General features: G+C 72.2%; 24 protein-coding genes and 1 pseudogene. 12 read left to right on the top strand and 13 right to left on the bottom strand.

What is annotated here, in order from left to right:
• The first annotated feature begins 106 nt into the window (after window positions 1-106).
• The gene (locus tag BS80_RS16955; protein ID WP_198045547.1) at window positions 107-628 is read left to right on the top strand and encodes a DUF4245 domain-containing protein; all 522 of its coding nucleotides are present in this window, start codon (window positions 107-109) and stop codon (window positions 626-628) included.
• Window positions 629-702: 74 nt separating this feature from the next.
• On the opposite strand, the gene BS80_RS16950 is transcribed toward BS80_RS16955, so the two are convergent.
• The 3 genes from BS80_RS16950 to xseA form a co-directional block, all read right to left on the bottom strand.
• A complete protein-coding gene (locus tag BS80_RS16950) occupies window positions 703-1,311 on the bottom strand; it encodes a malonic semialdehyde reductase (protein WP_035798307.1) in 609 nt (202 codons plus the stop codon).
• 149 nt (window positions 1,312-1,460) lie between these two features.
• A complete protein-coding gene (locus BS80_RS16945) occupies window positions 1,461-1,733 on the bottom strand; it encodes an exodeoxyribonuclease VII small subunit (RefSeq protein WP_051966706.1) in 273 nt (90 codons plus the stop codon).
• Between the two features lie 9 nt (window positions 1,734-1,742).
• Window positions 1,743-3,032, bottom strand: coding sequence for an exodeoxyribonuclease VII large subunit (gene xseA, locus BS80_RS16940; protein ID WP_051966705.1), 1,290 nt, complete (start codon window positions 3,030-3,032; stop codon window positions 1,743-1,745).
• A 60-nt stretch (window positions 3,033-3,092) separates the two neighbouring features.
• Here xseA and BS80_RS16935 point away from each other — a divergent pair, with 60 nt between their 5' ends.
• Window positions 3,093-4,076, top strand: coding sequence for a 4-hydroxy-3-methylbut-2-enyl diphosphate reductase (locus BS80_RS16935; RefSeq protein WP_035798306.1), 984 nt, complete (start codon window positions 3,093-3,095; stop codon window positions 4,074-4,076).
• A 107-nt stretch (window positions 4,077-4,183) separates the two neighbouring features.
• On the top strand, window positions 4,184-4,936 hold the full coding sequence (gene ppgK / locus BS80_RS16930) for a polyphosphate--glucose phosphotransferase (RefSeq protein ID WP_035798304.1): 753 nt from the start codon (window positions 4,184-4,186) through the stop codon (window positions 4,934-4,936).
• A 70-nt stretch (window positions 4,937-5,006) separates the two neighbouring features.
• Here the strand turns inward: ppgK and BS80_RS16925 are convergent, their stop codons facing one another.
• Window positions 5,007-5,633 carry a DUF6542 domain-containing protein gene (locus BS80_RS16925; protein WP_157536322.1) on the bottom strand — a complete coding sequence of 209 codons (627 nt, stop codon included), beginning with the start codon at window positions 5,631-5,633 and terminating at the stop codon, window positions 5,007-5,009.
• 218 nt (window positions 5,634-5,851) lie between these two features.
• Between BS80_RS16925 and ychF the strand changes: the two genes are divergently transcribed.
• Window positions 5,852-6,925, top strand: a complete 1,074-nt coding sequence (ychF, locus tag BS80_RS16920) for a redox-regulated ATPase YchF (protein WP_035798302.1) — start codon at window positions 5,852-5,854, stop codon at window positions 6,923-6,925.
• Between the two features lie 106 nt (window positions 6,926-7,031).
• Here ychF and BS80_RS16915 read toward each other — a convergent pair whose 3' ends face one another.
• Window positions 7,032-7,295: a type II toxin-antitoxin system RelE family toxin gene (locus tag BS80_RS16915; protein ID WP_035798300.1), complete on the bottom strand. Its 264-nt coding sequence runs from the start codon at window positions 7,293-7,295 to the stop codon at window positions 7,032-7,034.
• Window positions 7,288-7,554: a type II toxin-antitoxin system Phd/YefM family antitoxin gene (locus tag BS80_RS16910; protein ID WP_035798299.1), complete on the bottom strand. Its 267-nt coding sequence runs from the start codon at window positions 7,552-7,554 to the stop codon at window positions 7,288-7,290. The genes BS80_RS16915 and BS80_RS16910 overlap by 8 nt, the downstream gene beginning before the upstream one ends.
• Before the next feature lie 331 nt (window positions 7,555-7,885).
• Between BS80_RS16910 and BS80_RS16905 the strand changes: the two are divergent.
• Window positions 7,886-8,407, top strand: a pseudogene (locus BS80_RS16905) (helicase-related protein); the annotation flags it as partial.
• Window positions 8,408-8,583: 176 nt separating this feature from the next.
• Window positions 8,584-10,380: an alkaline phosphatase family protein gene (locus BS80_RS16900; RefSeq protein WP_035798297.1), complete on the top strand. Its 1,797-nt coding sequence runs from the start codon at window positions 8,584-8,586 to the stop codon at window positions 10,378-10,380.
• A 42-nt stretch (window positions 10,381-10,422) separates the two neighbouring features.
• Here the strand turns inward: BS80_RS16900 and BS80_RS16895 are convergent, their stop codons facing one another.
• The 5 genes from BS80_RS16895 to BS80_RS16875 all read right to left on the bottom strand — a co-directional run bounded on the left by BS80_RS16895 (window position 10,423) and on the right by BS80_RS16875 (window position 13,393).
• Window positions 10,423-10,812 (bottom strand): DUF488 domain-containing protein, encoded by a 390-nt coding sequence (locus BS80_RS16895; protein ID WP_051966703.1) that lies wholly within the window; start codon window positions 10,810-10,812, stop codon window positions 10,423-10,425.
• 64 nt (window positions 10,813-10,876) lie between these two features.
• Complete coding sequence (locus BS80_RS16890; RefSeq protein WP_035798296.1) at window positions 10,877-11,536, bottom strand: HAD-IA family hydrolase; 660 nt, start codon at window positions 11,534-11,536, stop codon at window positions 10,877-10,879.
• 61 nt (window positions 11,537-11,597) lie between these two features.
• On the bottom strand, window positions 11,598-12,047 hold the full coding sequence (locus tag BS80_RS43850; protein WP_035798295.1) for a deaminase: 450 nt from the start codon (window positions 12,045-12,047) through the stop codon (window positions 11,598-11,600).
• On the bottom strand, window positions 12,044-12,751 hold the full coding sequence (locus tag BS80_RS43845; protein WP_035798294.1) for a RibD family protein: 708 nt from the start codon (window positions 12,749-12,751) through the stop codon (window positions 12,044-12,046). The genes BS80_RS43850 and BS80_RS43845 overlap by 4 nt, the downstream gene beginning before the upstream one ends.
• A gap of 57 nt (window positions 12,752-12,808) precedes the next feature.
• Window positions 12,809-13,393 carry a pyridoxamine 5'-phosphate oxidase family protein gene (locus BS80_RS16875; protein WP_035798293.1) on the bottom strand — a complete coding sequence of 195 codons (585 nt, stop codon included), beginning with the start codon at window positions 13,391-13,393 and terminating at the stop codon, window positions 12,809-12,811.
• 145 nt (window positions 13,394-13,538) lie between these two features.
• Here BS80_RS16875 and BS80_RS16870 point away from each other — a divergent pair, with 145 nt between their 5' ends.
• From BS80_RS16870 to BS80_RS16850, 6 genes are all read left to right on the top strand, one after another.
• On the top strand, window positions 13,539-14,351 hold the full coding sequence (locus tag BS80_RS16870) for a methyltransferase domain-containing protein (RefSeq protein ID WP_035798292.1): 813 nt from the start codon (window positions 13,539-13,541) through the stop codon (window positions 14,349-14,351).
• A gap of 69 nt (window positions 14,352-14,420) precedes the next feature.
• A complete protein-coding gene (locus tag BS80_RS16865) occupies window positions 14,421-15,647 on the top strand; it encodes a DUF4190 domain-containing protein (RefSeq protein WP_035798291.1) in 1,227 nt (408 codons plus the stop codon).
• A 612-nt stretch (window positions 15,648-16,259) separates the two neighbouring features.
• Window positions 16,260-16,433: an SPOR domain-containing protein gene (locus BS80_RS41885; RefSeq protein WP_198045546.1), complete on the top strand. Its 174-nt coding sequence runs from the start codon at window positions 16,260-16,262 to the stop codon at window positions 16,431-16,433.
• A gap of 37 nt (window positions 16,434-16,470) precedes the next feature.
• Entirely contained in the window at window positions 16,471-16,932 is a 462-nt protein-coding gene (locus BS80_RS16860; RefSeq protein ID WP_035798290.1) for a (deoxy)nucleoside triphosphate pyrophosphohydrolase, read from the top strand.
• A gap of 119 nt (window positions 16,933-17,051) precedes the next feature.
• On the top strand, window positions 17,052-19,823 hold the full coding sequence (locus BS80_RS16855) for a SpoIIE family protein phosphatase (protein WP_083974820.1): 2,772 nt from the start codon (window positions 17,052-17,054) through the stop codon (window positions 19,821-19,823).
• 248 nt (window positions 19,824-20,071) lie between these two features.
• Window positions 20,072-22,627 carry a SpoIIE family protein phosphatase gene (locus tag BS80_RS16850; RefSeq protein ID WP_083974818.1) on the top strand — a complete coding sequence of 852 codons (2,556 nt, stop codon included), beginning with the start codon at window positions 20,072-20,074 and terminating at the stop codon, window positions 22,625-22,627.
• Window positions 22,628-22,653: 26 nt separating this feature from the next.
• On the opposite strand, the gene BS80_RS16845 is transcribed toward BS80_RS16850, so the two are convergent.
• Window positions 22,654-23,424, bottom strand: coding sequence for a succinate dehydrogenase/fumarate reductase iron-sulfur subunit (locus BS80_RS16845; RefSeq protein WP_035798289.1), 771 nt, complete (start codon window positions 23,422-23,424; stop codon window positions 22,654-22,656).
• Entirely contained in the window at window positions 23,408-25,285 is a 1,878-nt protein-coding gene (locus BS80_RS16840; protein WP_035798287.1) for a fumarate reductase/succinate dehydrogenase flavoprotein subunit, read from the bottom strand. Before BS80_RS16840 ends, BS80_RS16845 begins: the two co-directional genes overlap by 17 nt.
• Window position 25,286: the final 1 nt, after the last annotated feature.

Below are 25,286 nucleotides of genomic sequence, written 5' to 3'. Positions count from 1 at the left end.
GCGCGGGTCCCCGCCACCTGCGGCTCCTGGCCGATTTGCACCGGTTGGGCCGCTTGGGGGCACCCCGGGTGACGGGCCGCAGGACACGATGGGTCACCATGGGACGGTGGCAGCCAAGAGTGGTAGGAGCGGGCGGCAGAACGTACGGGACATGGTCCTGTCGATGGCCGCCGTGATCGGCGTGGGCCTGCTGGCCTATCTCTTCACCCCGCATTCCGGAGGTGACGGAGTTCACGTGGTGGACTACGGTTCCGCCGCGGCGTCGGCGAAGCGTGCGGCGCCGTACCCGCTGCTGGCGCCGGTGGGGCTGTCGGCGCAGTGGCGCGCCACCTCGGTGGAGTACAAGAAGGACGGCGAGGGCCACGCCGTCTGGCACCTGGGCTTCGTCACGCCCTCCGGCAAGTACGCCGCGGTCGAGCAGAGCGACGCCCCCAAGGCCACCCAGCTGACGACCGTGGTGGCCGGCTACCAGGCCGACGGCAGCTCGACCATCGACGGCCACGCCTGGGACCGCGTCCAGGGCGAGCCCTATCGCGGCCTGACCGAGGCGACCGGCTCGGCCACCACCGTGGTCGTCGGCACCGCCTCCTACGACGAGCTCGGCCAGCTGGCGCAGGCGCTGAAGTAGCGCCCACCCGCGACGGCACGCACGTGGGCCCCGGTTCCTTCGCGGAACCGGGGCCCACTGGCGTTCGGGGTGCGTCAGACGGTGGTGACGACCTCGTCGTAGGCCAGACGCGGGGAGCGCGGGAACCAGGCGTCGGCACCCGGCTTGCCGATGTTCACCACGGCCAGCACCGAGTGGTCACCGTCGGCGAAGAACTCCTTGTCGATGCCCTCGGCGTCGAAGCCGGTCATCGGGCCGGCGGCCAGGCCGGCCGCGCGCAGGCCGAGGATGAAGTAGGCGACCTGCAGCGTGCCGTTCATGCGGGCCGAGCCCTCGCGGACCGGGCGCTCGGAGAAGAAGACGTCCTTGGCGGCCGGGAAGTGCGGGAACTGGGTCGGCAGCTCCTCGTGGAACTCGTTGTCGGCGGCCAGAATGGCGACCAGCGGAGCGGTCGAGGTCTTCGCCTTGTTGCCGTCGGCCAGGTGGCTGACCAGGCGCTCGCGGGCCTCGGGGCTGCGGACCAGGACGACGCGCAGCGGCTGCTGGTTGAACGCGGTCGGGGCGAACTTGACCAGCTCGTAGACGGCCTGGATCTGCTCGTCGCTGACCGGCTCGTCGGTGAAGGTGTTGGCCGTGCGGGCCTCGCGGAAGAGCAGGTCCTGAGCGGCGGCGTCGAGGACGAGGGCGTCGTTGGCGGTGGTCATGCTGGCTGCACCTCATGCTGGGATCGGTAGGGCGGCTTGGTGCCGCTCATCCTCCCCAACGTGGATGAATTTTCAACCATTCCGGGGTGGCATGTGATCCGGATCACGACTGCGGGCTCACGGCTGGTCCCTTGGGGGCCGGTCAGGCGCTAGCCGTCGGTCGGCTCGGCGCCCTGCTCGGCCGCCAGCGCCGCGTCCAGCCGGGCCCGGGCGCCGTCCAGCCAGCGCTGGCACACCTTGGCCAGCTGCTCGCCGCGCTCCCACAGGGCCAGCGACTCCTCCAGCGACGTCCCGCCGGTCTCCAGCCGGCGCACCACGTCCATCAGGGCGTCCCGGGCCTGCTCGTATCCCAGCGCGTTGTCGCCCGCAGCGTCGTTGCCGGCGCTGCCCGCGGTCTCTGCCGTGTCTGCGGTGTCTGCCATGGCGTCAGCCTAGGCGTCGGCAGCGACAATCCCCGAGGCCGCGCCCGGGCCGGGGCCGCCGCCGTCGTCGTCCGCGGGCTCGTCCATGGGCTCGTCCGCGGCCTCGACCGTCACCGAGAGCCCGCCGCCCGCCACCCGGGCGTGCAGCCGGTCGCCCGTCGCCGCCTGCGCCGGATCGGTCAGCACCGTGCCGTCCGCGCGCTGCAGGACCGCGTAGCCGCGCTCCAGCGTCGCGGCGGGCGAGAGCGCCACCACCCGAGCCAGGGTGTGCCCGAGGTCCGACTCGGCCCGGTCCAGCCGGTGCCCCAGCGAGCGCCGCGAGCGGTCCAGCAGCGCGGTCAGCTCCTGCTCCCGCTCCGCCACCAGCCGCTGCGGCGCGGCCAGCACCGGACGGCTGCGCACCCCCGCCAGCCCGTGCTGCTCGCGCTCCACCAGGCCCAGCACCGTCCGGCGGGCCCGGTCGCGCAGGTGGCGCACCCGGGTCTGCTCCTCGCCGACGTCGGGCACGACGCGCTTGGCCGCGTCGGTCGGCGTGGAGGCCCGCAGGTCGGCCACGAAGTCCAGCAGCGGCTGGTCCGGCTCGTGGCCGATCGCGCTCACCACCGGCGTCGAGGCGGCGGCGACCGCGCGCAGCAGCTGCTCGTCCGAGAACGGCAGCAGGTCCTCCACGCTGCCGCCGCCGCGCGCCACGATGATCACGTCCACCTCGGGGTGCTCGTCCAGCTCCCGGACGGCGCCGGCCACCTGGGAGGCCGCCTGGGCGCCCTGCACCAGCACGTTGCGCACCTCGAAGCGGACGGCGGGCCAGCGCCGCCGGGCGTTCTCCAGCACGTCGCGCTCGGCCGCCGAGGCCCGGCCGGTGACCAGGCCGACGCACTGCGGCAGGAACGGCAGCGGCCTCTTGCGGTCCATCGCGAAGAGCCCCTCGCCGGCCAGCTTGTGCTTCAACTGCTCCAGCCTGGCCAGCAGTTCGCCGAGGCCGACCAATCGGATCTCGGTGGCGCGCAGTGAGAGGGTGCCGCGCGGGGTGTACCACTCGGGCTTGGCGTGTACCAGGATCCGCGAGCCCTCCTGGAGTACGTCGGCCACCGGATCGAAGACCGAGCGGTAGCAGGTGACGCCGAGCGAGATGTCCTTGTCGGGGTCACGCAGCGTCAGGAACTGCATGCCGGGTCGTCGGCTCAGCTGGGTGATCTGGCCCTCCACCCAGACCGCGCCCAGCCGGTCCACCCAGCCGCCGATCAGTGCGGAGACCTTGCCGACCGGGATCGGGGCTTCGGGGGAGCTGGAATTGGCCATGGGGACGAGGCTAGCGCCGTGCGCCGACACCGCACCGCCGGGCGACCCCGCGCGTCTACCATGGGAGCCATGTCCACCACCGCACAGCGCCGTGTCCTGCTCGCCGCCCCTCGGGGCTACTGCGCGGGCGTCGACCGCGCAGTCATCGCCGTGGAGAAGGCCCTCGAGCAGTACGGGGCTCCGATCTACGTCCGCAAGGAGATCGTCCACAACAAGTACGTGGTGCGGACCCTGGAGAAGCAGGGAGCCATCTTCGTCGACGAGACCGAGGAGGTGCCCGAGGGCTCCATCGTGGTCTTCTCCGCGCACGGGGTGGCCCCGGCCGTCCACGACGAGGCCAAGGCCGGCAAGCTCGCCACCATCGACGCCACCTGCCCCCTGGTGACCAAGGTCCACAAGGAGGCCGTCCGGTTCGCCGAGGAGGACTACGACATCCTGCTGGTGGGCCACGAGGGTCACGAGGAGGTCGTCGGCACGATGGGCGAGGCTCCGGACCGGATCCACCTGGTCGACGGCGCCGAGGACGTCGCGAACGTCAAGGTCCGCGACGAGAGCAAGGTCGTCTGGCTCTCCCAGACCACCCTTTCGGTCGACGAGACGATGGCTACCGTCGGCGAGCTGAAGAAGCGCTTCCCGCTGCTGGTCAGCCCCCCCAGCGACGACATCTGCTACGCCACCCAGAACCGCCAGGTGGTGGTCAAGCAGATCGCCCCCGAGACCGACCTGCTGATCGTCGTCGGCTCGAAGAACTCCTCCAACTCGGTACGCCTGGTCGAGGTCGGCCTGGAGTACGGCGCCAAGGCCGCGCACCTGGTGGACTTCGCCGAGGAGCTGGACGAGGCCTGGCTCGCGGGCGTCGGGACGATCGGCCTCACCAGCGGCGCCTCGGTCCCCGAGATCCTGGTGCAGGGCGTGCTGGAGTGGCTCGCCGCGCGCGGCTTCGAGGACGTCCAGGTCGTCAAGACGGCCGAGGAGACCCTGCAGTTCTCGCTCCCCAAGGAGCTGCGCCGCGACCTGCGCGCCGAGGCCGCCGGGAAGCTCTGACCCCCGCAACCGTTCGGCCCCGCCTGCTCCGGGTATCAGCAGGCGGGGCCGACCCGGCCCTCGTACGGTTGTGCACAGGCTGTGGACGGCGCGGAGGAGGCGGAGACGTGACGGCACTCTCGGTGTTCGGTGTGGACATCGGCGGCTCGGGGATCAAGGGCGCCCCGGTCGACCTGGAACGCGGCGCACTCGCCGAGCCCCGGCACAAGGTGCTCACCCCGCACCCCGCCTCGCCCGAGTCGGTGGTCGCCGTGGTGAAGGAGATCGTGGACCACTTCGGCCACCGAGGTCCGGTCGGCCTGACCTTCCCCGGCGTGGTGGTCGGCGGGCACACCCGCACCGCCGCCAACGTCAACGAGGGCTGGATCGACCTGGACGCCGAGGGGCTCTTCCGCGAGACCCTCGACCTGCCGAGCACGGTGCTCAACGACGCGGACGCGGCCGGCCTGGCCGAGGTCTCCTACGGCGCCGGACGCGACCAGGGCGGCGTGGTCCTGATGCTGACCTTCGGCACCGGCATCGGCAGCGCGCTCTTCGTCGACGGCACGCTCGTCCCCAACACCGAGCTCGGCCACCTGGAACTGCGCGGCAAGGACGCCGAGCGGCGCGCCTCGGCCGCCGCGCGCGAGCGGCACGAGTTGAGCTGGGCCGACTGGTCGGTGCGGGTCGACGAGTACCTGGACCTGGTGGAGCGGCTCTTCTCGCCGCAGCTGGTGATCATCGGTGGCGGCGTCAGCCGTAAGCACGAGAAGTTCCTGCCGCTGCTGAAGGACCGGCCGGCCCGGGTCGTCCCGGCGGAACTGCGCAACGACGCGGGCATCGTCGGCGCCGCGATGGCTGCGGCGAAGGGCGCCTCCTGACGCCTGAGCCCCTGAGCCCCTGAGCCCCTGAGTCCCTGAGGCCCTGAGCCCCGCAGCCCCTGGGCTTCGCTCAGCGGCCGCGGCGGATCCGGCGCTGCGCGACGAACCGGGCCGTGACGATCAGCGCGGCCAGGCCCGTCCCCGCGAACAGCCAGTCGGCCCGCAGCGCCAGGCCGGTGGCCAGCGCCACCACCTGCCCGACCACCCCGGGACTGGCCACCGGGCCGAGCAGCAGCAGCGCCAGCGCGAACGCGATCGGCCCGCTGATCGGCGCCGCCAGCAGGTCCGCCGAGCGGACCCGGACGGCGGCCTGGAAGCAGACCGCCACGAAGCCGAGCCCGAAGACCACCCCGAGGCCGTCGAAGAGCAACTGGTCGACGCCCGCCGCGGCCACCGTGCCCGCCAGCGTCAGCACCCCGGTGCCGATCGCCGTCAGCCGGGCCGGCCGGCCGCTGCGCGCCTGCTGACCCGAACGGCCCAGCGGCAGCTTCAGCTTCCACCGCAGCCGCGCCACGCCCGCACCGCCGGAGGCCGTCCGCAGCCGGGACGGTCTGCCGCCGGGCGGCCCGCCGCCGGCCCCCGCACCCGCGGCATCGCGGGGCGTGGCCGGCCCCGGAACGGCGGCCTCAGCAGCCCCGCCGCCGGCTGGCGGGCGGGGCCGCGGCCCGGGCGGCTGGGTACGGATGCTCTGCTCCACCTGCCCAACGTAAGGTCCGATCATCGCGACACTGTGTAATGGATACAAAACTGGCCCGTCCGTGTCTCCCGGCAGTCGGCCCGGAAGCCCGCCCGGAAGCCCGCCCGGAAGCCCACCCGGGCGGCTCGCCTCCGGGCCCCTCCCCGACGCCCCGTAGACTGGGCGACCGGCCCGTACGGTGCCGCTCCACGCCCTCCAAGCCCACGGGATCTCGCTTCATGTCGCTCACGATCGGAATCGTCGGCCTGCCGAACGTCGGCAAGTCGACCCTGTTCAACGCCCTGACCAAGAACGACGTCCTGGCGGCCAACTACCCGTTCGCCACCATCGAGCCGAACGTCGGCGTGGTCGGCGTCCCGGACCCGCGACTGACCGTGCTCGCCGAGATCTTCGGCTCGCAGCGCCTCCTCCCGGCCACCGTCGACTTCGTCGACATCGCCGGCATCGTCCGCGGCGCCTCGGTGGGCGAGGGCCTGGGCAACAAGTTCCTCGCGAACATCCGCGAGTCCGACGCGATCTGCCAGGTCATCCGCGCCTTCGTCGACCCCGACGTCGTGCACGTGGACGGCAAGGTCTCGCCGAAGGACGACATCGAGACCATCAACACCGAGCTGATCCTCGCCGACCTCCAGTCGATCGAGAAGGTGATCCCCCGCCTCGAGAAGGAGTCCCGCCTCAAGAAGGAGTCGGCGGCCACCCTCGCCGCCGCCAAGGCCGCCCAGACGATCCTGGAGTCCGGCAAGACCCTCTTCGAGGCCGGCTTCGACTCCGCCTCGGTGCGCGAGCTCCACCTGCTCACCGCCAAGCCCTTCCTCTACGTCTTCAACGTGGACGAGGACGAGCTCACCGACGAGGCCTTCAAGGACGCCCAGCGCGCCCTGGTCGCCCCCGCCGAGGCGATCTTCCTCAATGCGAAGATCGAGTCCGAGCTGATCGGCATGGACGACGACGAGGCCCTCGAACTCCTCCAGTCCATGGGCCAGGAGGAGGCCGGCATGGCCACCCTCGGCCGCGTCGGCTTCGAGACCCTCGGCCTGCAGACCTACCTGACGGCCGGCCCCAAGGAGGTCCGCGCCTGGACCATCAAGAAGGGCGCGACCGCCCCCGAGGCCGCCGGTGTGATCCACACCGACTTCCAGAAGGGCTTCATCAAGGCCGAAATCGTCTCCTACGACGACCTCGTCGTCTGCGGCTCCATCCCCGAGGCCCGCGCCAAGGGCAAGTCGCGCATCGAGGGCAAGGAGTACGTCATGCAGGACGGCGACGTGGTGGAGTTCCGCTTCAACGTCTGAGGCTGCGCAGAAAGGCCGCCTGACCTGCGAGGTGTAGCAGGTCGGGCGGCCTAGCTGTCCGCAACAGTCCGCAGGACTTCGACGTTCTTCTCCCGGTGTACTGGGGTTAGGTGTCGTACACGGTGGAGCGGTGTGCGACGTGGACGACCCACACCACCAGTTCCCCGTTGTCGATCGTGTAGATGACGCGGTAGTCGCCCACCCGGAGGCGTCGGCGGTCGGGCTGCGACACGAGAGCCGTCGTGTTGAACCCGAACGGGTCGCTCTCCAGTTCCGTCAGCTTGGCGAGGATGCGGAGGGCCATGTCCCGGGGAATCTTCCGAAGTTCAGCCTGAGCCTCCGGCCGGAAGAGGGTGCGGTACTCACTCACTGCGCGCCAGTGTCTCCCTCATGACGTCCTCGATCGGGACACCGGCTGCCGGAGTTGCCATGCGCTCGTCGATGATCCGGTTGATCTCGCGCTCTTCCCATTCCTGGTACTTGCGCAGGATCTCGATGGAGACGACGGCGGCGACCTGCTTGCCGCGGCGTGTGATGACGGTGGGTACGTCGTCATGGTTGGCCCGCTCGACGACCTCGGCCAGGTGTGCGCGGACATCGCGGATGGACTCTATGGGCATCTGGCTCATGAGCCCAAGTGTACCAAGTGGCCCATGTGTACACAATGAATGCCTTGAAATGCCTGGCCACGGGTGCGATTGGCGCCCCGTCGCAGGCCAGGTCCGGTCTGCACCCGTTCCGTTTCAACGTCTGACGTGACATCAGATCTTGTGCCTGGCCTGCTTGCGGGTAGGCCAGGCGTCGGCACTCCGCACCGCACTGGCGTAACACGGCGGCGGCTCCCCGGGTACCAGTCTGGGGAGCCGTTACTTGCCACCACCGGTAGTCCTCCATGGCCCGGGAGGCAAAGGTGATCTTCACTCGAGATTCGCCGGCTCCCGTACGGTCCCGCCGCCGGTCTCCAGTTTCAAGGACGTGCTGAGCGTAGTGAAGGAAGCACTGGCTGCGGGGCCCGCTGCCGGTACTCCGCTGTTCGGTCCGCTCACCGGAAGCGTCGCGGCAGGACGGAGGCAGCAAGTCGTCGACGATTTCGCCGGCGTCTCGGGACCAGCGGTGCTTCTGGGACAGATCCAGGCGGCTGGTGTCGGCCTCAATATGCAGGCTGCCTCAGTCGTCATTATCTGCGAACCGCAGATCAAGCCGACCATCGAGCACCAGGCAGTTGCCCGAGCCCACCGCATGGGCCAGGTCAGACCGGTTCGCGTGCATCGCCTCCTCGCCACCGGGGGAGTGGACGAACGCATGGTGAAGATGCTGGAACAGAAGACCCGCCTGTTCGACGCCTACGCCCGCCGCAGCGCCGTGGCCGAAGCCACCCCAGATGCGGTCGACGTGTCGGACAGCGAGCTGGCGCGCCAGATCGTCGAGGAGGAACAGGTGCGTCTGGGCATGACGGCCGGGAGCCGCACCACACCTGAGTGAGTGACGGTCCTTGGGGGCTCCCCGTCGTCCCGCCGGGCGGGCTCGGCCCCGAGGTGGGGGCGGGGTGTCGTCGGGTGGACTCCGGGCGTTGTTCCGCTGGACAGCTGGGTCCGTTATCAATAGCCCGTTCGTGACGGTTGTTCATACAACTCAGACAACGGGATGAGGCTACGGACATGCGACTGCTCTGGAGAGCACTCGGCAGCGTCTTCGCACTGACAGCTGCGCTGCTGGTGGTGGCGCCGACCGCGACGGGTGCCGCCACCAGCGGGAACCTGATCGTGAACGGTGACGCCGAGGCCGGATACTGCACCTCCGACTGGACAGCGGCCAGCACCATGCCGGGCTGGTCCGTCCAGTCGGGCAGCCCGGCCGTGAACTGCTATGCGGCCGGGAGCTTCGGCCACCCGTCCAGCCCGGCGCCGGGTAAGGCGTTCTTCGGGCCCGGCGACCAGGGCGACGGGTCGATGACCCAGAGCGTGGACGTCTCCTCCGCGGCCGGCGCGATCGACGGCGGCGGCATCACCTACAACCTGTCGGGCTGGCTCGGCGGTTGGACCACCTACGCGGGCTACGTGGCGGTCTCGCTCCAGTTCCAGGACGGCTCGGGCCACCAGGTCGGTTCGACGGTCAACCTGCCGACGGTCTCCGCCGCCGACCGGTCGAACACCACGTCGTTCCTGGCCCGCAGCAGCACCGGCGCGGTCCCGGCCGGTACCCGCTCGATCCTGGTCCAGGCGCAGTTCCTGCAGAGCTCGGGCGAGTCCGGCTACCTGGACAACCTCTCGCTGACGCTGTCGACGCCCGTCGCGGCCGCTCCGCTGGCGCCCCCGGCGTCCAAGGTGCCGGGCTACGACCACGTCTTCCAGGTCATGATGGAGAACACCGACTACAACGAGGTGATGGGCGACCCCACGGACACGCCCTACATCCACAGCCTGATGGCGCAGGGCGCCAGCATGACCAACTACCACGCGGTGTACCACCCGAGCGACGAGAACTACCTGGCGATCGCCGGTGGTGACACCTACGCGGGCGGGGCGACGTACTGGCCCAACATCAAGGACCCGGGGACCAACCTGGGCGACCAGCTGGAGGCCAAGGGCAAGAGCTGGAAGGCCTACGAGCAGGGCATGGGCACGCCCTGCAACACCACTACGCAGTACGACAAGTACTACGAGCCGGACGACGCGCCGTTCATCAACTACACGGACATCAGCGGCAACCCGACCCGCTGCCAGGCGCACCTGTTCGACACCACCCAGCTGACCACCGACCTGGCCAGCGCCGCCACCACGCCGAACTTCTCCTGGATCGCGGCGGACGACTACTACGACGGTGAGGCCTCCGGCAACGGCAGCGCGACCAGCCTGCAGACCCAGGACGGCTGGCTGAAGCAGACCCTGGCCCCGGTGCTCAGCTCCCCGGCCTGGACCTCGCAGAAGTCCCTGCTGATCGTCACCTGGGACGAGGACAGCAGTGAGGCGGGCAACCACGTCGCCTCGATCGTGCTCGGCTCCCAGGGCACCGTCCCGGCGGGCACCACCAGCGCGAGCCGCTACGACCACTACAGCACCGCCCGCACCATCGACGCGGCGCTCGGTCTGCCCGGCATGACCGCCAACGACACCTACGCCACGCCGCTCAACGACGCGTTCTCGCCCGTCGTGGCCCCGGTCCCGACCAACACGCTGACCACCGGCACGCCGTCGGTGGCCAACGGCGCGAACGTCACCTTCCAGTACACGACCCCGGCGGCCACCGCGGGCTCGACCAACTGGATCGGCATCTACCCGGTCGGCGTGACGCCGGGCAAGCAGTCGTCCCTCACCTGGCAGTACGCCCCGGGCACCAGCGGCAGCCTGACCTTCAGCACGAGCAAGCTGAGCGGCGCGGGCTCGTACGCGGTCTGGTACCTGTACAACGACGGCTACACGGCCCTGGCCGGACCGCTCACCCTGACAGTGAACTAGCGAGCCGGTCCACGACGGGTCCCTGGGCGGCGGTGCGGCCGCTCAGGGACCCGTCAGCAGTTCCAGCAGCAGGGCGGCGTGACTGTGCGTCGCGTCCTTGGTCGCCGTGAGCAGGGTCAGCGGCGCCCGGGCGCGCAATGCGGCCAGCCGGTCCTGCTGCTCGGGGGCGGCGAGCTCGGCGCGGTAGCGGTCGGCGAACTCGGCGGCGTGCTCCTGCGGGGCCGCGTGGTACCACCGGCGCAGCTCGTCGGAGGGGGCCAGCTCCTTGGCCCACTCGTCCAGCTCGGCGCGCTCCTTGCTGACGCCGCGCGGCCAGAGCCGGTCGACCAGCACGCGCCGGCCGTCGTCCGGCGAGGGCGGGTCGTAGATCCGGCGGACCCGGATGTCGGCCGTGCCGCCGGGTGTTGCACGGGGCGTGTCGCGCTTCTCCATACGGCCAGTCTGGTCCGGCACGGGCGCCGGTGCGCGACAACCCGCAGTGGTCGGCGGTCGGCGGTCAGGCGATGTGCACCGTCAGCGTGCCGTCGCCTGCGGGGACGACCCGGACCTGCTCCAGCGACCGCACGTGCACCGTCGGCGCGTGCGCGGCGGCACGTGCGCCGACGCCCACCACCCGCATCCCGGCCGCCCGGCCCGCCGCTATGCCGGCCTCGGAGTCCTCGAAGACGAGGCAGTCGGCCGGGTCGACGCCCAGTTCGGCGGCGGCCTTGAGGAAGCCCTCCGGGTCGGGCTTGCTGGCTCCCACCGACTCGGCGGTGATCGCCAGGTCGGGCATCGGCAGTCCGGCGGCGGCCATCCTGGTGCCGGCCAGGGCGCGGTCCGCCGAGGTGACCAGGGCGTGCGGGTGGCCGGTCAGCGAGGCCAGGAACGCGGCGGCGCCGGGGATCTCGACGACGCCCTCGACGTCGGCGGTCTCCTCGGCGAGCATCGTCCGGTTCTCGGCGAGGTTCTGCTCCATCGGGCGGTCCGGCAGCAGGATCGCCATGCTCAGGTGCCCCTGGCGGCCGTGCACGACCCGCATGACGGTGTCCCCGTCAAGGCCCTGCGCGGCCGCCCAGCGGCGCCAGCAGCGCTCGACGACGGTGTCGGAGTTGACCAGCGTCCCGTCCATGTCGAGCAGCAGGGCGCGGACGGACAGCTCGGTGGGGGCGTGCATGTCGGCTCCTGGGGGGCCTCGGCAGTATTTGTTCCCCAAGGATACAAAGGAACGCCGAGCCTCAGCCGAGCAGGTGCGCGTTGACCTCCCGGGCCGCCGCCGCCAGCTCGGGCAGTTCCACGACCGTCACCCCGGCCGCCGTCAGCAGCCCGACGCCCTCGCAGCCCGTGACGAACAGGTCCGGCTCCCGCCAGGCCACCACCACCCGCGGGATCCCGGCGGCGATCACCAGCCGGGCGCACGGCAGGGGACGCGAGGCCCGCCGGCTGCACGGTTCGAGCGAGCTGTAGAGCGTCGCCGTCCGCAGCCGGGGGTCGTCGGCGGCCAGCTTGCCGAGCGCGGCCTCCTCGGCGTGGCAGACCGGGTCGGTCTCCCGGCTGTGGCCCTCGCTGAGCACCTCGCCGTCGGCGCCGACGATCACCGCGCCGACCGAGAACGCGGTCTCCGAGGCGGGGCAGAGCCTGGACAGCTCGATCGCCCGGGTGAGGAAGCGCAGGTCGGTGGTGTTCATCGGGTGGATTCCTTCGGGGCGTACCGGAGCAGGACGACGTCCCCGACGGTACGGGCTTCCAGCAGCCGCAGCCGCCGGGTGCTCCCGCCGGGGAAGTCGGCCGGGTTGACGAAGCGGGGTGCCGCGGCCTGCCCGACCAGCAGCGGCGCGACCGCGAGCTGCACCTCGTCGGCGAGCCCCTCGGCGAGGAACTGGGTGTGCACCGACCCGCCGCCCTCCACCATGAGCCGTCGCACGCCGCGCCGGCCCAGATCGTCCAGCAGCGCGCCGAGCCGCACGGTGTCGCCGAGCCCGACCACGTCGGTCTGCGGAACCCCGGTCAGCGCGGACCGCAGCACGGGCGCCGCGGTGTCCGTGGTGTAGGCGACCTTCGCGTCGCCGGTGTGCCAGAACCGCAGGTCGGCGGGGAGTTCACCGCTCGCGCTGAGAGTCACCTTGAGCGGGTACGCGCTCTGGCCGCCGAGCGTCCGGGCGGCCCGCCGCGCGGGGTCGTTGACCAGCAGGCGCGGGTTGTCGCGGCGCAGCGTGGTGGAGCCGACCAGGATCGCGTCGCAGCCCGCCCGCAGCTCGTCCACCCGGTCGAAGTCGGCGGCGTTGGAGAGCAGCAGCCGCTCGGCCGAGGCGTCGTCCAGGTAGCCGTCGATCGACATCGCCGCGCTCAGCAGCACGTACGGGCGCGGGGGGATGCTCGGGCGCTGGGCCATCGGTACTCCGTTCGGTCGGGACTGCCTACCGTACGACCCGGGCGGCGGTCCCCGGCCTCACCGCGGGCGCGGTGGCAGCGGGAGCGGCAGGGCCGGCAGGCCGTCCACGCTCACGCCGACGAGCTCCTTGCCGGCGCAGTAGGCGGCGAACTCGTCCTCGTTCTTGCGGCCGAAGTATTCGGCGTGCAGCGTCCGTTCCTCGCGGTACTCCATGAACGGGACGGCGAACCCGCAGGAGTCGCTGATCCGGTCGGCGGTGACCAGGACGACCGCGCGCAGCCCCGCGCCGTCCGCCTCCTCGCTGAAGCGGGCCAGCAGGTCGGCGAAGCGCGGGTCGTCCCGGAACACCGCCTCGCCGGTGCCGTGCACCCGCACGACCGTGGGCGGGCCGGTGAAGGCGCACCACATCAGCGTGATCCTGCCGTTCTCGCGCAGGTGGGCGATGGTCTCGGCGGTGCTGCCACCGAAGTCCAGGTAGGCGAGGGTCCGCTCGTCCAGTACCACGAGGGTGCCGGCCCGGCCTTTGGGGGAGAGGTTGACGTGACCGTCACCGGCCAGTGGCGCGGTCGCGGTGAAGAAGACGGGTTGGGCCTCGATGAACGTGCGCAACCGGCCGTCGATTCGCTCATAAGTCTTTCCCATGGTCCGAGTATCCGCGGCGGTGGGTCCGGGCGGGAAGGGCTTTTCCCGTTGTCTCGCAATCTGGAACAGATCTTCTTACAGGCTGAGACGCGAGCTAGGGTCGCACTGCTGCACAAGGGCTGTCGAACCTTTGAGGAGAAGCGTCATGACAGAGCATCAGACTGTCTACACCCACGGCCACCGGGACTCCGTCCTGCGCTCGCACCGCAGCCGGACGGCGGCCAACTCCGCCGCCTACCTGCTGGCCGAAGTACGTCCGGGGGCCGCCGTGCTGGACGTCGGCTGCGGACCCGGCACGATCACCGCGGACCTGGCCGAACTGGTCGGCCCGGCCGGCCGGGTGGTGGCGATGGACACCTCGGAGCAGGTCCTGGAGCAGGCCGCCGCGTACGTCGCGGGCCGCGGCATCGACAACGTCGAGTTCGTCGTCGCCGACGTCCACGCGCTGCCCGGTCCGAGCGGCGAGTTCGACGTGGTGCACGCCCACCAGGTGCTGCAGCACGTCGGCGACCCGGTGGCCGCGCTGCGCGAGATGCGCCGGGTGTGCGCGCCCGGCGGCCTGGTCGCGGCCCGCGACGCCGACTACGCGGCGATGACCTGGTATCCCGAACTGCCGGAACTGGAGAGCTGGTTGAGCCTGTACCGGCAGGCGGCCCGGGCCAACGGCGGCGAGCCGGACGCCGGGCGGCGGCTGCTGGCCTGGGCGCGGGCGGCCGGCTTCACCGAGGTGCGTGCCTCGTCCTCCAGCTGGACGTACGCGACGGCGGGCGAGCGGCTGTGGTGGGGCGAGTCCTGGGCGGACCGGGTGGTCGGCTCGGGGATGGCCACGACCGCGTTGGAGCACGGGCTGGCCGACGAGCCGGAGCTGGCCCGGATCGCGGACGGCTGGCGCCGCTGGTCGATGGACCCGGACGGCTGGTTCGGCGTGCTGCACGGGGAGATCCTGGCCCGCGGCTGAGCGGGGTCGGACGGGTCGGCTAGAGTCGCGGCTTCATCGAACAGGCGCACGCGCGTGCGGGGGGACGTCATGACGGCAGAGGGCAGTACCGGGGACAGCACCGAGCCCCCGCACCCGGTGGACCCCTGGGTGCCACCGGCTCCACCCGCGCCACCCGCGCCGCCGGAGCCGGCCGAGTTCGTCCCCACCACCTACACGCCCGACCCGTACACCGCCGACCCGTACACCTCCACCCCCTACGGCGCTCCCGCCCACCCGGCCGCCGACCCGTTCGCCGCCTGGGGTGCCGGCGCTCCGCCCAAGATGCAGGCGCCGATCAACGGCTTCGCGGTCGCCGCCCTGGTCAGCGCGCTGACCTGCTTCCTCTGGCCGCTGGCCATCGGCTTCGGCATCACCGGCCTGGTCCAGATCCCGCGCCGCCACCAACGTGGCGCGGGCCTGGCGGTGTCGGGTCTGGTGCTGTCGCTGCTGGGCCTGCTGACGACCGTGGCGCTGGTCGTCATGCCCGGCGGCACCCTCCAGGACCTCGGCGCCAGCCGTACGTCCGCCTCGCAGCTGACGGCGGGCCAGTGCTTCAACCGCGCCTCGCACGGCGTCAGCGTGATCGGCTGCGACCGCGCCCACGACGGCGAGGCGATCGGCACCACCGTGATCGCGGGCGACGAGTACCCGGACAAGCCGGATCGCGAGCAGCAGGTCGCCGACGCCTGCGGGCAGCTGGCCAACGACTACTCCATGGACAACTGGGCCGTCCCGGACGCCGTGCTGGTGCACTACTACTACCCGCAGCGGGCCGACTGGGACAGCGGTGAGCGGACGATCACCTGCTTCCTGACCGAGGCGGACGCCAAGCTGACCGGCTCCCTGCGCAAGGACTCCGGCAACACCACCGCGGCGCAGTACGAGTACCTGCTGGCGATGGACGCGATCGACCAGGAGGCCGGCAAGCGCCCGAGCGGCGCGGTCAGCGCCGCCCCGGCGGACTTCCGCGCCTGGGCGGAGCAGATGACCACCGTGCTGGAGGTGCAGACCGCGCAGCTGTCCAGGGACGCCTGGGACCCGGGGGTCAAGGAGGCGGTCGCCGCCCAGGTCGCCGAGTTGCAGCTGCGGATCCCGGCGCTCAAGGGGGCCGCGGCGTCGACCGGGCTCGACGATCTGAGGTTCCAGCTCGCCGAGGCCGACCAGCACCGGGCCTATGACCAGCAGAAGGCGGTCCGCAAGCTGCTGAACCTCTCCACCGACGACTCCTGGCTCACCTCCTCGACTCCCGGCTCGAGCGCCCCGCAGAGCGTCTGAGCCGGGCCCGCCCGGCCGGTCCGGCGACCGCCGGGCCGAGGTGCGGTGCGCAGTCGGCGTGAGCTGGAGGTGAAGGACCCCGCTAGCACCTTGCGCCGACGCGATAGCCGGTCCACCCTTGCGATAGTCGTACGTGAGGTGTCCACGTCGGTATCATCCGGTCGGACTCCGTCGTCGTGCGCGCTCTCGATGCTGCGGTCGTTCTCGACACCGGCCCCGGTGGCGCCGGACGCGGACGTCGCAGTGGCTCCGCATGCGCGCTGATTCGGACGGGGGCACGCGGAGGCAGGGTACGAACGCGGCGGGGGCGGGCCGGTGCGAGTGGCGCACCGCCGGCGTCGGCCGTGCGCACACCAGTGGGGCAGGGGCGTCGGACGGTACCCCGAGCGACCTTCGGCCACCTCGGCTTACGCGCTGTTAACCAGGCCACCAGCTGCCTAACAGCGCGGAAACCTCGTCCGTACGCCCCGTTAGCGGGCCGCTCCTACGCTTCGGCACCGGGGCGGCCGGTGCCGTGCCGAGGCCCGACTCGACCCCCACCGAGCCGGGCCCGGCACGGCACGACCGAACGCACCCCGCCGCGCCGCCGGCCGGGCTGCGTAGGCTGCGGCCATGACCGATCCCGCCGCACCCTGTTGGCGCGTGCTGCGCCAGGACGACAACGGCAACCGTTTCCTGGTCGCCCGTGACCTGACCCGCGAGGCGGCCGAGGCGCTGGCCGCCGAGTTCGAGGCCCGCGGCCACAAGCAGCTGTACTGGGTGGCGGCGGCCGAGTCCGCGAGCTGATCCGTCGTCGCCCCTGGTCAGGCTCTATGGTCGAGCCATGGAGAACCGGATCGTCGTCGGTGGGGCCCTGATCCATCGGGGCCGGGTGCTGGCCGCCCGGCGCAGTGCGCCGGCCGAGGTGGCGGGCCGTTGGGAGTTCCCGGGCGGCAAGGCCGAGCCCGGCGAGAGCGAGTGCCAGGCGCTGGAGCGCGAGCTGTACGAGGAGCTGGGCGTCCGGGCCCGGGCGCTGGACCGGCTGGCGGGGGAGTGGACGGTGCGGACCGGCCTGGTCCTGCGGATCTGGGCGGCCGAGCTGCTCTCCGGCGATCCGCGGCCGTTGCAGGACCACTCCGAGCTGCGCTGGCTGGGCCCGGCCGAGCTGTCCGGCCTGGACTGGCTGGAGCACGACCGCGAGGTGCTCCCCGAGGTCGCCCGGCTGCTCACCGCGGGCGGCAGCGGCGCGGAGCAACCGGCGCCAGAGGTGGGCCAATCGGAAAAGATGACCCAATCGCTGGGGTAGCGAAGGTTTCAGCTGGGTATGTCACATTTCGGCATGGTTCGTCACGCTTGGTGAGTCGTGCCCATCGCGCCCCGGCGACCGGCCGCGGCGCGCCGCCCGAGAGCCCGGAGGCCCCGTCGGTGACGAGTACGGGTAGCGGCGCAGGAGAGCGGCGCCCCCAGGCCGGCCTCCCCCGGCGAACGGGAGGGGCCGCGGCCCGGGCCCGGCTGCGCGCCCGCCGCCTCCCCAGGGAGGCCGCGCCCGGTCCCGGTGACGGGCCCGGCCCGCACGGCGACTCCGCCGCCGGGCGCCGTCGCCCGGCGACCCCGGGCCCCGACACCCCGGGGATCCTCCCGGACGGCGTGCTGCCGGCCCCCGGCGTCCCCACCGTCCGCAGCTCCCCGTCCGTGCCCTACCCGGGCGCGGCCGGCGAGGAGAGCTTGGTCGACCGCACCCAGGGCAGCCTCTTCGACGTCGTCCGGGTCGCCATCGCGATGCTCGACACCTCCGGCCGGGTGGTGCTCTGGAGCCCGGCCGCCGAGGACCTGCTCGGCTGGCCCAGCGAGCTCCTGGTGGGCCGCCGGATCGAGGAGCTGATGGTGGACGAGCAGCGGGTCGAGGCGACCCGTGAGGCGTTCCGGACCGCGGTGCGCACCGGCAGCTGGAAGGGCCTGGCCCAGCTGCGCAACCGCGACAACGCCATGGTCACGGTCGAGGCCAGGATCTCCCTCCTGGTGGACGGCGACGGCACCCCGTTCCTGCTGGCCGCCCTCGCCGAGGCCCGCACGCTGCAGGCGGTCGAGCGCGACCTCGCGGTCCGCGACGCGCTCTTCGAGCAGTCGCCGCTCGGCATCGCGGTGCTCGACGCCGAGCTGCGCTACACCGCCGTCAACCAGACCCTGGCCGACATGAACGGCGTCATGGCCGAGGACCACGTCGGCCGCACCACCGGCGAGACGCTGCCCGAACGCGCCGCCGACGAGATCACGGTGATCCAGCGCCAGGTGCTGGCCACCGGCGAGCCGGTCATCGACGTCACGCTGGCTTCGCCGGTGACCGCCCGGGCCGGCGGCTACCGCTCGGTCTCCTACAGCCGGCTCACCGACCGGGCCGGCAAGGTGCTGGGCATCTCGGGCACCGTGATGGACGTCACCGACCGCTACCGCGCGGTCGCCAAGGTCGAGCACGCCCGGCGCCGCCTCGCCCTGCTGAACGAGTTCGGCTCGCGGGTCGGCGACCTGCTGGACGCCTCGCGGATCGCCCAGGAGCTGGCCAGCGCCGTGGTCCCGCAGCTGGCCGACTTCGCGGCGGCGATCCTGCTCCAGGCGGTGGCGCACGGCGACGACCTGCCACGGCACGGCCACGACCGCCGGACCTCGCTGCTGCAACTGGGCGTGGCCGCCGTGCAGGACGGTGAGGAGGTCGAGGTGATGCTCCGCCGCGGCGCCCGGATCACCTTCGCCGAGGAGTCCTGCTACGGCCGGGTGCTGCGTACGGGTGTTCCCGAACTCCTCTCCGGTGCAGACGAGTTGGAGGATGCCACCTACCCCGGGGACCCCAAGGTCCGGGCCGCGCTGGAGCTGGGCACGCACTCCATGCTGGTCGTCCCGCTGCGCGCCCGGGGCCTGGTGATCGGGCTGCTCGTGGTCAGCCGGGCCGGTCGCCGCGAGGGGTTCGACCGGGACGACCTGGCGTTCTCCGTGGAGCTGGCCGACCGGGCCGGCAGCTCGCTCGACAACGCCCGCCTCTACGCCCGCGAGCGGACCGCCGCGCTGACCCTCCAGCGCACCCTGCTCCCGCAGCAGGTCCCGCAGCCGACCGGCGTCGAGGTCGCCTACCGCTACGTCCCGGGCAGCAGCGGCACCGAGGTGGGCGGCGACTGGTTCGACGTCATCCCGCTGCCGGGCGACCGCACCGCGCTGGTGGTCGGCGACGTGATGGGCCACGGCCTGCGCGCCGCCGCCACGATGGGCCGGCTGCGTACCGCAGTCCGCGTGCTGGCCGCCCTCGACCTGCCCCCGGACGTGCTGCTGCGGCACGTCCACGAGCTGACCGACGACCTGGCCCAGGGCCCGGACGAGGCGCTGCTGGCCACCTGCGTCTACGCCGTGTACGACCCGGCGACCGGCCGTCTGGTGGTGGCCAAGGCCGGGCACATCCCGCCGGTCCTGGTGGTGCCGCCGATCATCGGCCCGGCCCGCAGCGGCAGCCCGCTGCCCGGCGGCGTGGGCCAGGTGCTGGACCTGCCCTCGGGCGCCCCGCTGGGGGTCGGCGGCGTCGCGTTCGAATCGGTCGAACTGCAGATTCCCGAGGGCAGCATTCTGGCGCTCTGCACCGACGGCCTGGTGGAGTCCCGGGACAAGGATCTGGACGTCGGCCTCGGCCGGCTGCAGTCCGTGCTGGAGAAGCCGTATGTGTCCATTCAGCACGCGTGCGAGGCGGTCCTCGACACCATGGAACAGGGGCGCGAGCCGGACGACGTCGCGTTGCTGCTGGCCCGGCTCGGACGGGGTGAGGAGGGGGCGCGCACAGTCGGCTGGACGCTCCCGGCGGAGCCCACCGCGGTCTCCCGGGCCCGCCGCCTGGTCCGCGGAGCGCTCACCGACTGGGGCATCGAGGAGCTGACCGACACCGCGGAACTCCTGGTCAGCGAGCTGGTCACGAACTCCGTCCGGTATGCCAGTGCCCCCATCGGGGTACGGCTGACCTTCGGTGACACCCTGCTGGTGGAGATCTCCGACCCGCTGCCCGACCCGCCGAAGGAGCGGCACGCCGAGGAGGCCGACGAGGGCGGCCGGGGCCTGGAGCTGGTGCGCCGGCTGGCCCTGCGCTGGGGTGCCAGGGCGGAGGGAATGGGCAAGGTGGTCTGGTTCGAGCAGGAATTGCCGGGGAAGGAACCGAATCAGGAATGATCCGGAGGGGCTGATCGCGCGGAACAGCGAAAATGGAGTGTCTGTTCATGACAAACTTGGGGTGGGCGTGCGGCAGCGAACCGGGGGCGCGCGCGTGGCAGGGGGGTAGCGCGCGCCTGGGAACAAAATCCTTCCCCCGATTTGATGTTGTGATGTTGAGGGCGTGTGCGGGTGCCCCTGGATGATGAATACTCGGTCTTCTCGACATCCGGATGGGCGCGGGTTGGAGGGGTCGGTCCTTGAACAGCATGCCGGCGCGGGAAGCGCTGACTGGCGGTGGCCATGCCGCCGTACCCGGGCAACCGGGAACACCGGTCGGCGGTCCCGCACCATCGACCCCAGTGCCGGACTCCGGCCGCTGGGGCCACAGTGATCCGGGCTCGATCTACGAGTACATCCGGGTCGCCACCTTCGCGATCGGTCCGGACGGACGGATCAGCCAGTGGAGCGAACGCGCGGCGGACTTCTTCGCGCTGCCCGCCTCCGAGGCGGTCGGCGCGGACCCGGTGACCACGCTCGTCCCGCGCGAGCTGTGGCGGCGCGGACGCGACCGGCTGGAGCGCGCGCTGGCCGGCGAGGAGTGGATCGGCACCGCGCCCTACCGGGACCGCGGCGGCGCCGAGGGCCTGGCCGAGGTCTACCTGATGCCGGCCGCCGCCGGTGCGGAGGAGGGCGGCACGGCCGCCGGTGCGCTCTGCCTGGCGGTCGACCTGGGCAAGCTGCGTCGGATCGAGACCGATCTGGCCGCCTCCGAGGCGGTCTTCGGCCAGACCCCGAGCGGTTTCTTCCTCTTCGACCAGCAGTTGAAGCTGCAGCGGGTGAACCGCTCCTTCGCCGAGGCGGTCGGAGTCGAACCGGAGGCCCTGACCGGCCTGACCGCCCACGACCTCTTCTCGGCCACCGAGGCCGAGCGGCTGCAGGCCGCCCTGCGCCAGGTGCTGGCCAGCGGCGACCCGGTGGTCGACCTGCGCTTCAGCGGCGCGGTGCCGACCCGCGGCGGCAACCGCCGCTGGGCGATCTCGCTCTACCGGCTGACCGGCCCTGGCGACCGCTCGATGGGCGTGGCCGGCCAGGTGCACGACGTCACCAGCCGGCACGTCGCCGAGCGCGAGGCGGCCGGGGTCCGGCGCAACCTCGCGCTGGTCAACGAGGCCAGCGCGCACATCGGTTCGACCCTCGACCTGGAGACCACCGCCAAGGAGCTGCTGGACGTCGTCGTCCCGCAGTTCTGCGACCTGGCCACCGTCGACCTGTACTCGGCGCTGCTCTCCGGTGAGAGCGGCCCGTCCCTCGGCGGTGGCGCCGGCGGCGGCCCGTACGACGGCAGCGGCGAGCTGCGCCGGGTAGCCGTCTCCAGCGTGGTCGGCGACGCCTCCTCGGTGCTCGGCGGCGATCCCTCGCCGACCGACGCCCGGCTGCCCAGCGCCGAGCCCGGCGGGACGCTCTGCTACCCCCCGCGCTCCCCGCACGCCCGCGCCCTGCGCACCGGCCGCAGCGCCATCCCCGAGCCCGGTCCCGACCCGCTGCTGCGCAGCACCCTGGTCGTGCCGCTGGTGGCCCGGGACGTCGTGCTCGGCCTGATCCAGCTCTCCCGCGCGATCGGCAGCGAGCCCTTCGATGCCCGGGACGTGGCGATCGCCGAGGAGATCGCCGCCCGCGCGGCCGTCTGCGTCGACAACGCCCGGCTCTACCGCCGCGAGCACGAACGTGCGCTGATCCTGCAGCGCAGCCTGCTCCCCCCGGGCAACCCGGAGGCCAGCGGCCTGGAGATCGCCTGCCGCTACCGGCCCAGCAACAACAACACCGAGGTGGGCGGCGACTGGTTCGACGTCATCGCGCTGCCCGGCAACCGCACCGCACTGGTGATCGGCGACGTGATGGGCCGCGGCCTGCGCGCGGCCGTGGCGATGGGTCAGCTCCGCACGGCCGTACGGACGTTGGCGATGCTCGACCTGGAGCCGGCCGAGGTGCTGACCGCGCTGGACGAGATCGCCCGCGGTCTCGGCGTCCCCGACTCGGGCGACGAGGAGGCCGTCGAGGTCTACCTCGCGACCTGCGTGTACGCCGTCTTCGACGCGGTGACCCGGCGCTGCGTCTTCGCCAACGCCGGCCACCTGCCGCCGGTGCTGCTGAGCCCCGGCGAGGACGCCCGGATGCTCGACGTGCCGCCCGGCCTCCCGCTGGGCGTCGGCGGCGAGCCGTTCGAGGAGGTCACCCTGACCCTCCCCGACGGCGCGCTGCTCGGCCTCTACACCGACGGCCTGGTGGAGTCCCGCAAGCACCAGCTGGACGAGGGCCTGCTGGCCTTCCGCACCGCGCTGCAGAACGGCTCACCCGGCCTGGAGAAGCTCTGCGACCAGGTGCTCAGCGAGCTGGACCCGCACCACGGCGAGGACGACATCGCCCTGCTGATGGCCCGGGTCCGAGCCTTCCCGGAGGACGCGGTCGGCGACTGGCGGCTGCCGCCGGAGCCGACCTCGGTCTCCAAGGCCCGCGAACTGGCCTGCGGCTGGCTGCTGGTGCGCGGCCTGGACGAGCTGGTGGACACCACCGAACTGCTGGTCAGCGAGCTGGTGACGAACGCGCTGCGGCACGGCCGGGGCGACATCCGGCTGCGCCTGCTGCGCGACACCAACCTGGTCTGCGAGGTCTGGGACGACGGGTACGCCCAGCCCCGCCAGCGCCGCGCCCAGGAGACCGACGAGGGCGGCCGGGGCCTGCAACTCGTCAGTCTGCTGGCGGAGCGCTGGGGGAGCCGGCGGACCCCGCACGGCAAGATCGTCTGGTTCGAGCTGGGTATCTAGCTCTATCCCGCACTGTCCAGCTCTGTCTAGCTCTTCGGTCGCAGGCCGATCTTCGAGCCGAGCCAGACCAGCGGGTCGTACTTGCGGTCGGCGACCCGCTCCTTCAGCGGGATCAGCGCGTTGTCGGTGATCCGGATGTGCTCGGGGCAGACCTCGGTGCAGCACTTGGTGATGTTGCAGTAGCCGAGGCCGTGCACGTCCTGGGCATCGGCCTTGCGGTCCAGGCCGGCCTGCGCGGCGGCGTCCAGCGGGTGCATGTCCAGTTCGGCGACCCGCATCAGGAACCGCGGGCCGGCGAACGCGGCCTTGTTCTCCTCGTGGTCGCGCACCGCGTGGCAGGTGTCCTGGCACAGGAAGCACTCGATGCACTTGCGGAACTCCTGCGAGCGGTTCACGTCCTCCTGCCGCATCCGGTACTCGCCGGGCTTCAGCTCCGCGGGCGGCACGAAGGACGGCACCTCGCGCGCCTTGACGTAGTTGAACGACACGTCGGTGACCAGGTCGCGGACGGACGGGAAGGCCCGCAGCGGGGTGAGCACCACCGGCTCGCCGGCCGGCAGCGCGGACATCCGGGTCATGCAGAGCAGCCGCGGCCGCCCGTTGATCTCGGCGCTGCACGAACCGCACTTGCCGGCCTTGCAGTTCCACCGCACCGCCAGGTCCGGTGCCTGGGTGGCCTGCAGGCGGTGCACCAGGTCGAGCACCACCTCGCCCTCGTTGACCTCCACCCGGTAGCTCGCGAAATCTCCCTGCCCGCCCTCGCCCCGCCAGATCCGGAACTCAACGTCCTTGCTCATCGGCCAGCTCCTCAGGGGTGAAGTACTTCGCCAGTTCGTCGCGTTCGAAGAGCGCCAGCAGATCGGAGCGGACCGGCGGATTCGCCTGCCGGCGCACCTGCACGTCCTGTTCGCCCAGCGTGCAGACCAGGTTGACCCGGCGCCAGTCCCGGTCCATCCCCGGCCAGTCCTCCCGGGTGTGCCCGCCCCGGCTCTCCCGGCGCAGCAGTCCCGCCCGCGCGACGCACTCCGAGGCGAGCAGCATGTTGCGCAGGTCCAGGGCCAGGTGCCAGCCCGGGTTGAACTGCCGGTGGCCCTCCACCACGACCCGGGCCGCCCGCCGGCGCAGCACCGCGAGGCGGTCCAGCGCCTGCTTCATCTCGCCGGCCCGCCGGATGATCCCGACCAGGTCGTTCATGGTCTGCTGGAGCTCCTGGTGCAGCGTGTACGGGTTCTCGCCGTCCTCGCTGTCTTCGCCGAACGGGGCGAGGGCCTCGGCGGCCGCCGCGTCCAGCTGGGCCTGGTCGACGACCGGACGGGTGGCCAGTGCGGCCGTGTAGCGAGCCGCGTGCAGCCCGGCGCGGCGGCCGAAGACCAGCAGGTCGGAGAGCGAGTTGCCGCCCAGCCGGTTGGAGCCGTGCATCCCGCCGGCCACCTCGCCCGCCGCGTACAGGCCGGCCACGGCCGGGCTGGCGGCGGTCTCCGGATCCACCTCCACGCCGCCCATCACGTAGTGGCAGGTCGGGCCGACCTCCATCGGCTCGCGGGTGATGTCGACATCCGCCAGCTCCTTGAACTGGTGGTACATCGAGGGCAGTCGCCGGATGATCTCCTCGGCCGGCAGCCGGCTGGAGACGTCCAGTTCGACGCCGCCGTGCGCGGTGCCGCGCCCGGCCTTGACCTCGGAGTTGATCGCCCGGGCCACCTCGTCGCGCGGGAGCAGCTCGGGCGGCCGGCGGTTGTGCTCCGGGTCGGCGTACCAGCGGTCCGCCTCCTCCTCGGACTGGGCGTACTGGCCCTTGAAGACCTCGGGGACGTAGTCGAACATGAAGCGCCGGCCCTCGCTGTTGCGCAGCACCCCGCCGTCGCCGCGCACCGACTCGGTGACCAGGATCCCCTTCACCGAGGGCGGCCAGACCATGCCGGTGGGGTGGAACTGGACGAACTCCATGTTCAGCAGCGCGGCCCCGGCCAGCAGCGCCAGCGCGTGGCCGTCCCCGGTGTACTCCCAGGAGTTGGACGTCACCTTGAACGACTTCCCGATCCCGCCGGTGGCCAGCACCACGGCCGGCGCGGCGATGGTGAAGAACTGCCCGCTCTCCCGCAGGTACCCGAAGACCCCGGCGACGCGGTCGGCCTCCTTCAACACCCGCGTGACGGTGTACTCCTGAAAGACCTTCAGGCGGGCCTCGTGGTCGCCGAACTCCCGGAAGTCCTGCTGCTGGAGCGAGACGATCTTCTGCTGGAGGGTGCGGATCAGCTCCAGCCCGGTCCGGTCGCCGACGTGCGCCAGCCGCGGGTACTCGTGGCCGCCGAAGTTGCGCTGCGAGATCCGGCCGTCCGCCGTCCGGTCGAAGAGCGCGCCCCAGGTCTCCAGTTCCCAGACCCGCTCGGGCGCCTCGGTGGCGTGCAGCTCGGCCATCCGCCAGTGGTTGAGGAACTTGCCGCCGCGCATGGTGTCGCGGAAGTGCACCTGCCAGCTGTCGCCGCTGTTGACGTTGCCCATCGCCGCGGCGATCCCGCCCTCGGCCATCACCGTGTGGGCCTTGCCGAAGAGCGACTTGCAGATCACCGCGACCCGCATGCCCTGCTCGCGCGCCTCGATCGCCGCCCGCAGCCCGGCCCCGCCCGCGCCGACCACCACCACGTCGTAGCTGTCCATG

Origin of the sequence: Kitasatospora mediocidica KCTC 9733, from assembly GCF_000744225.1 — a bacterium.
GTDB lineage: Bacteria > Actinomycetota > Actinomycetes > Streptomycetales > Streptomycetaceae > Kitasatospora > Kitasatospora mediocidica.
Note: the sequence above shows the minus strand (reverse complement) of the source record. Positions and strands in the feature narration are given on the sequence as shown.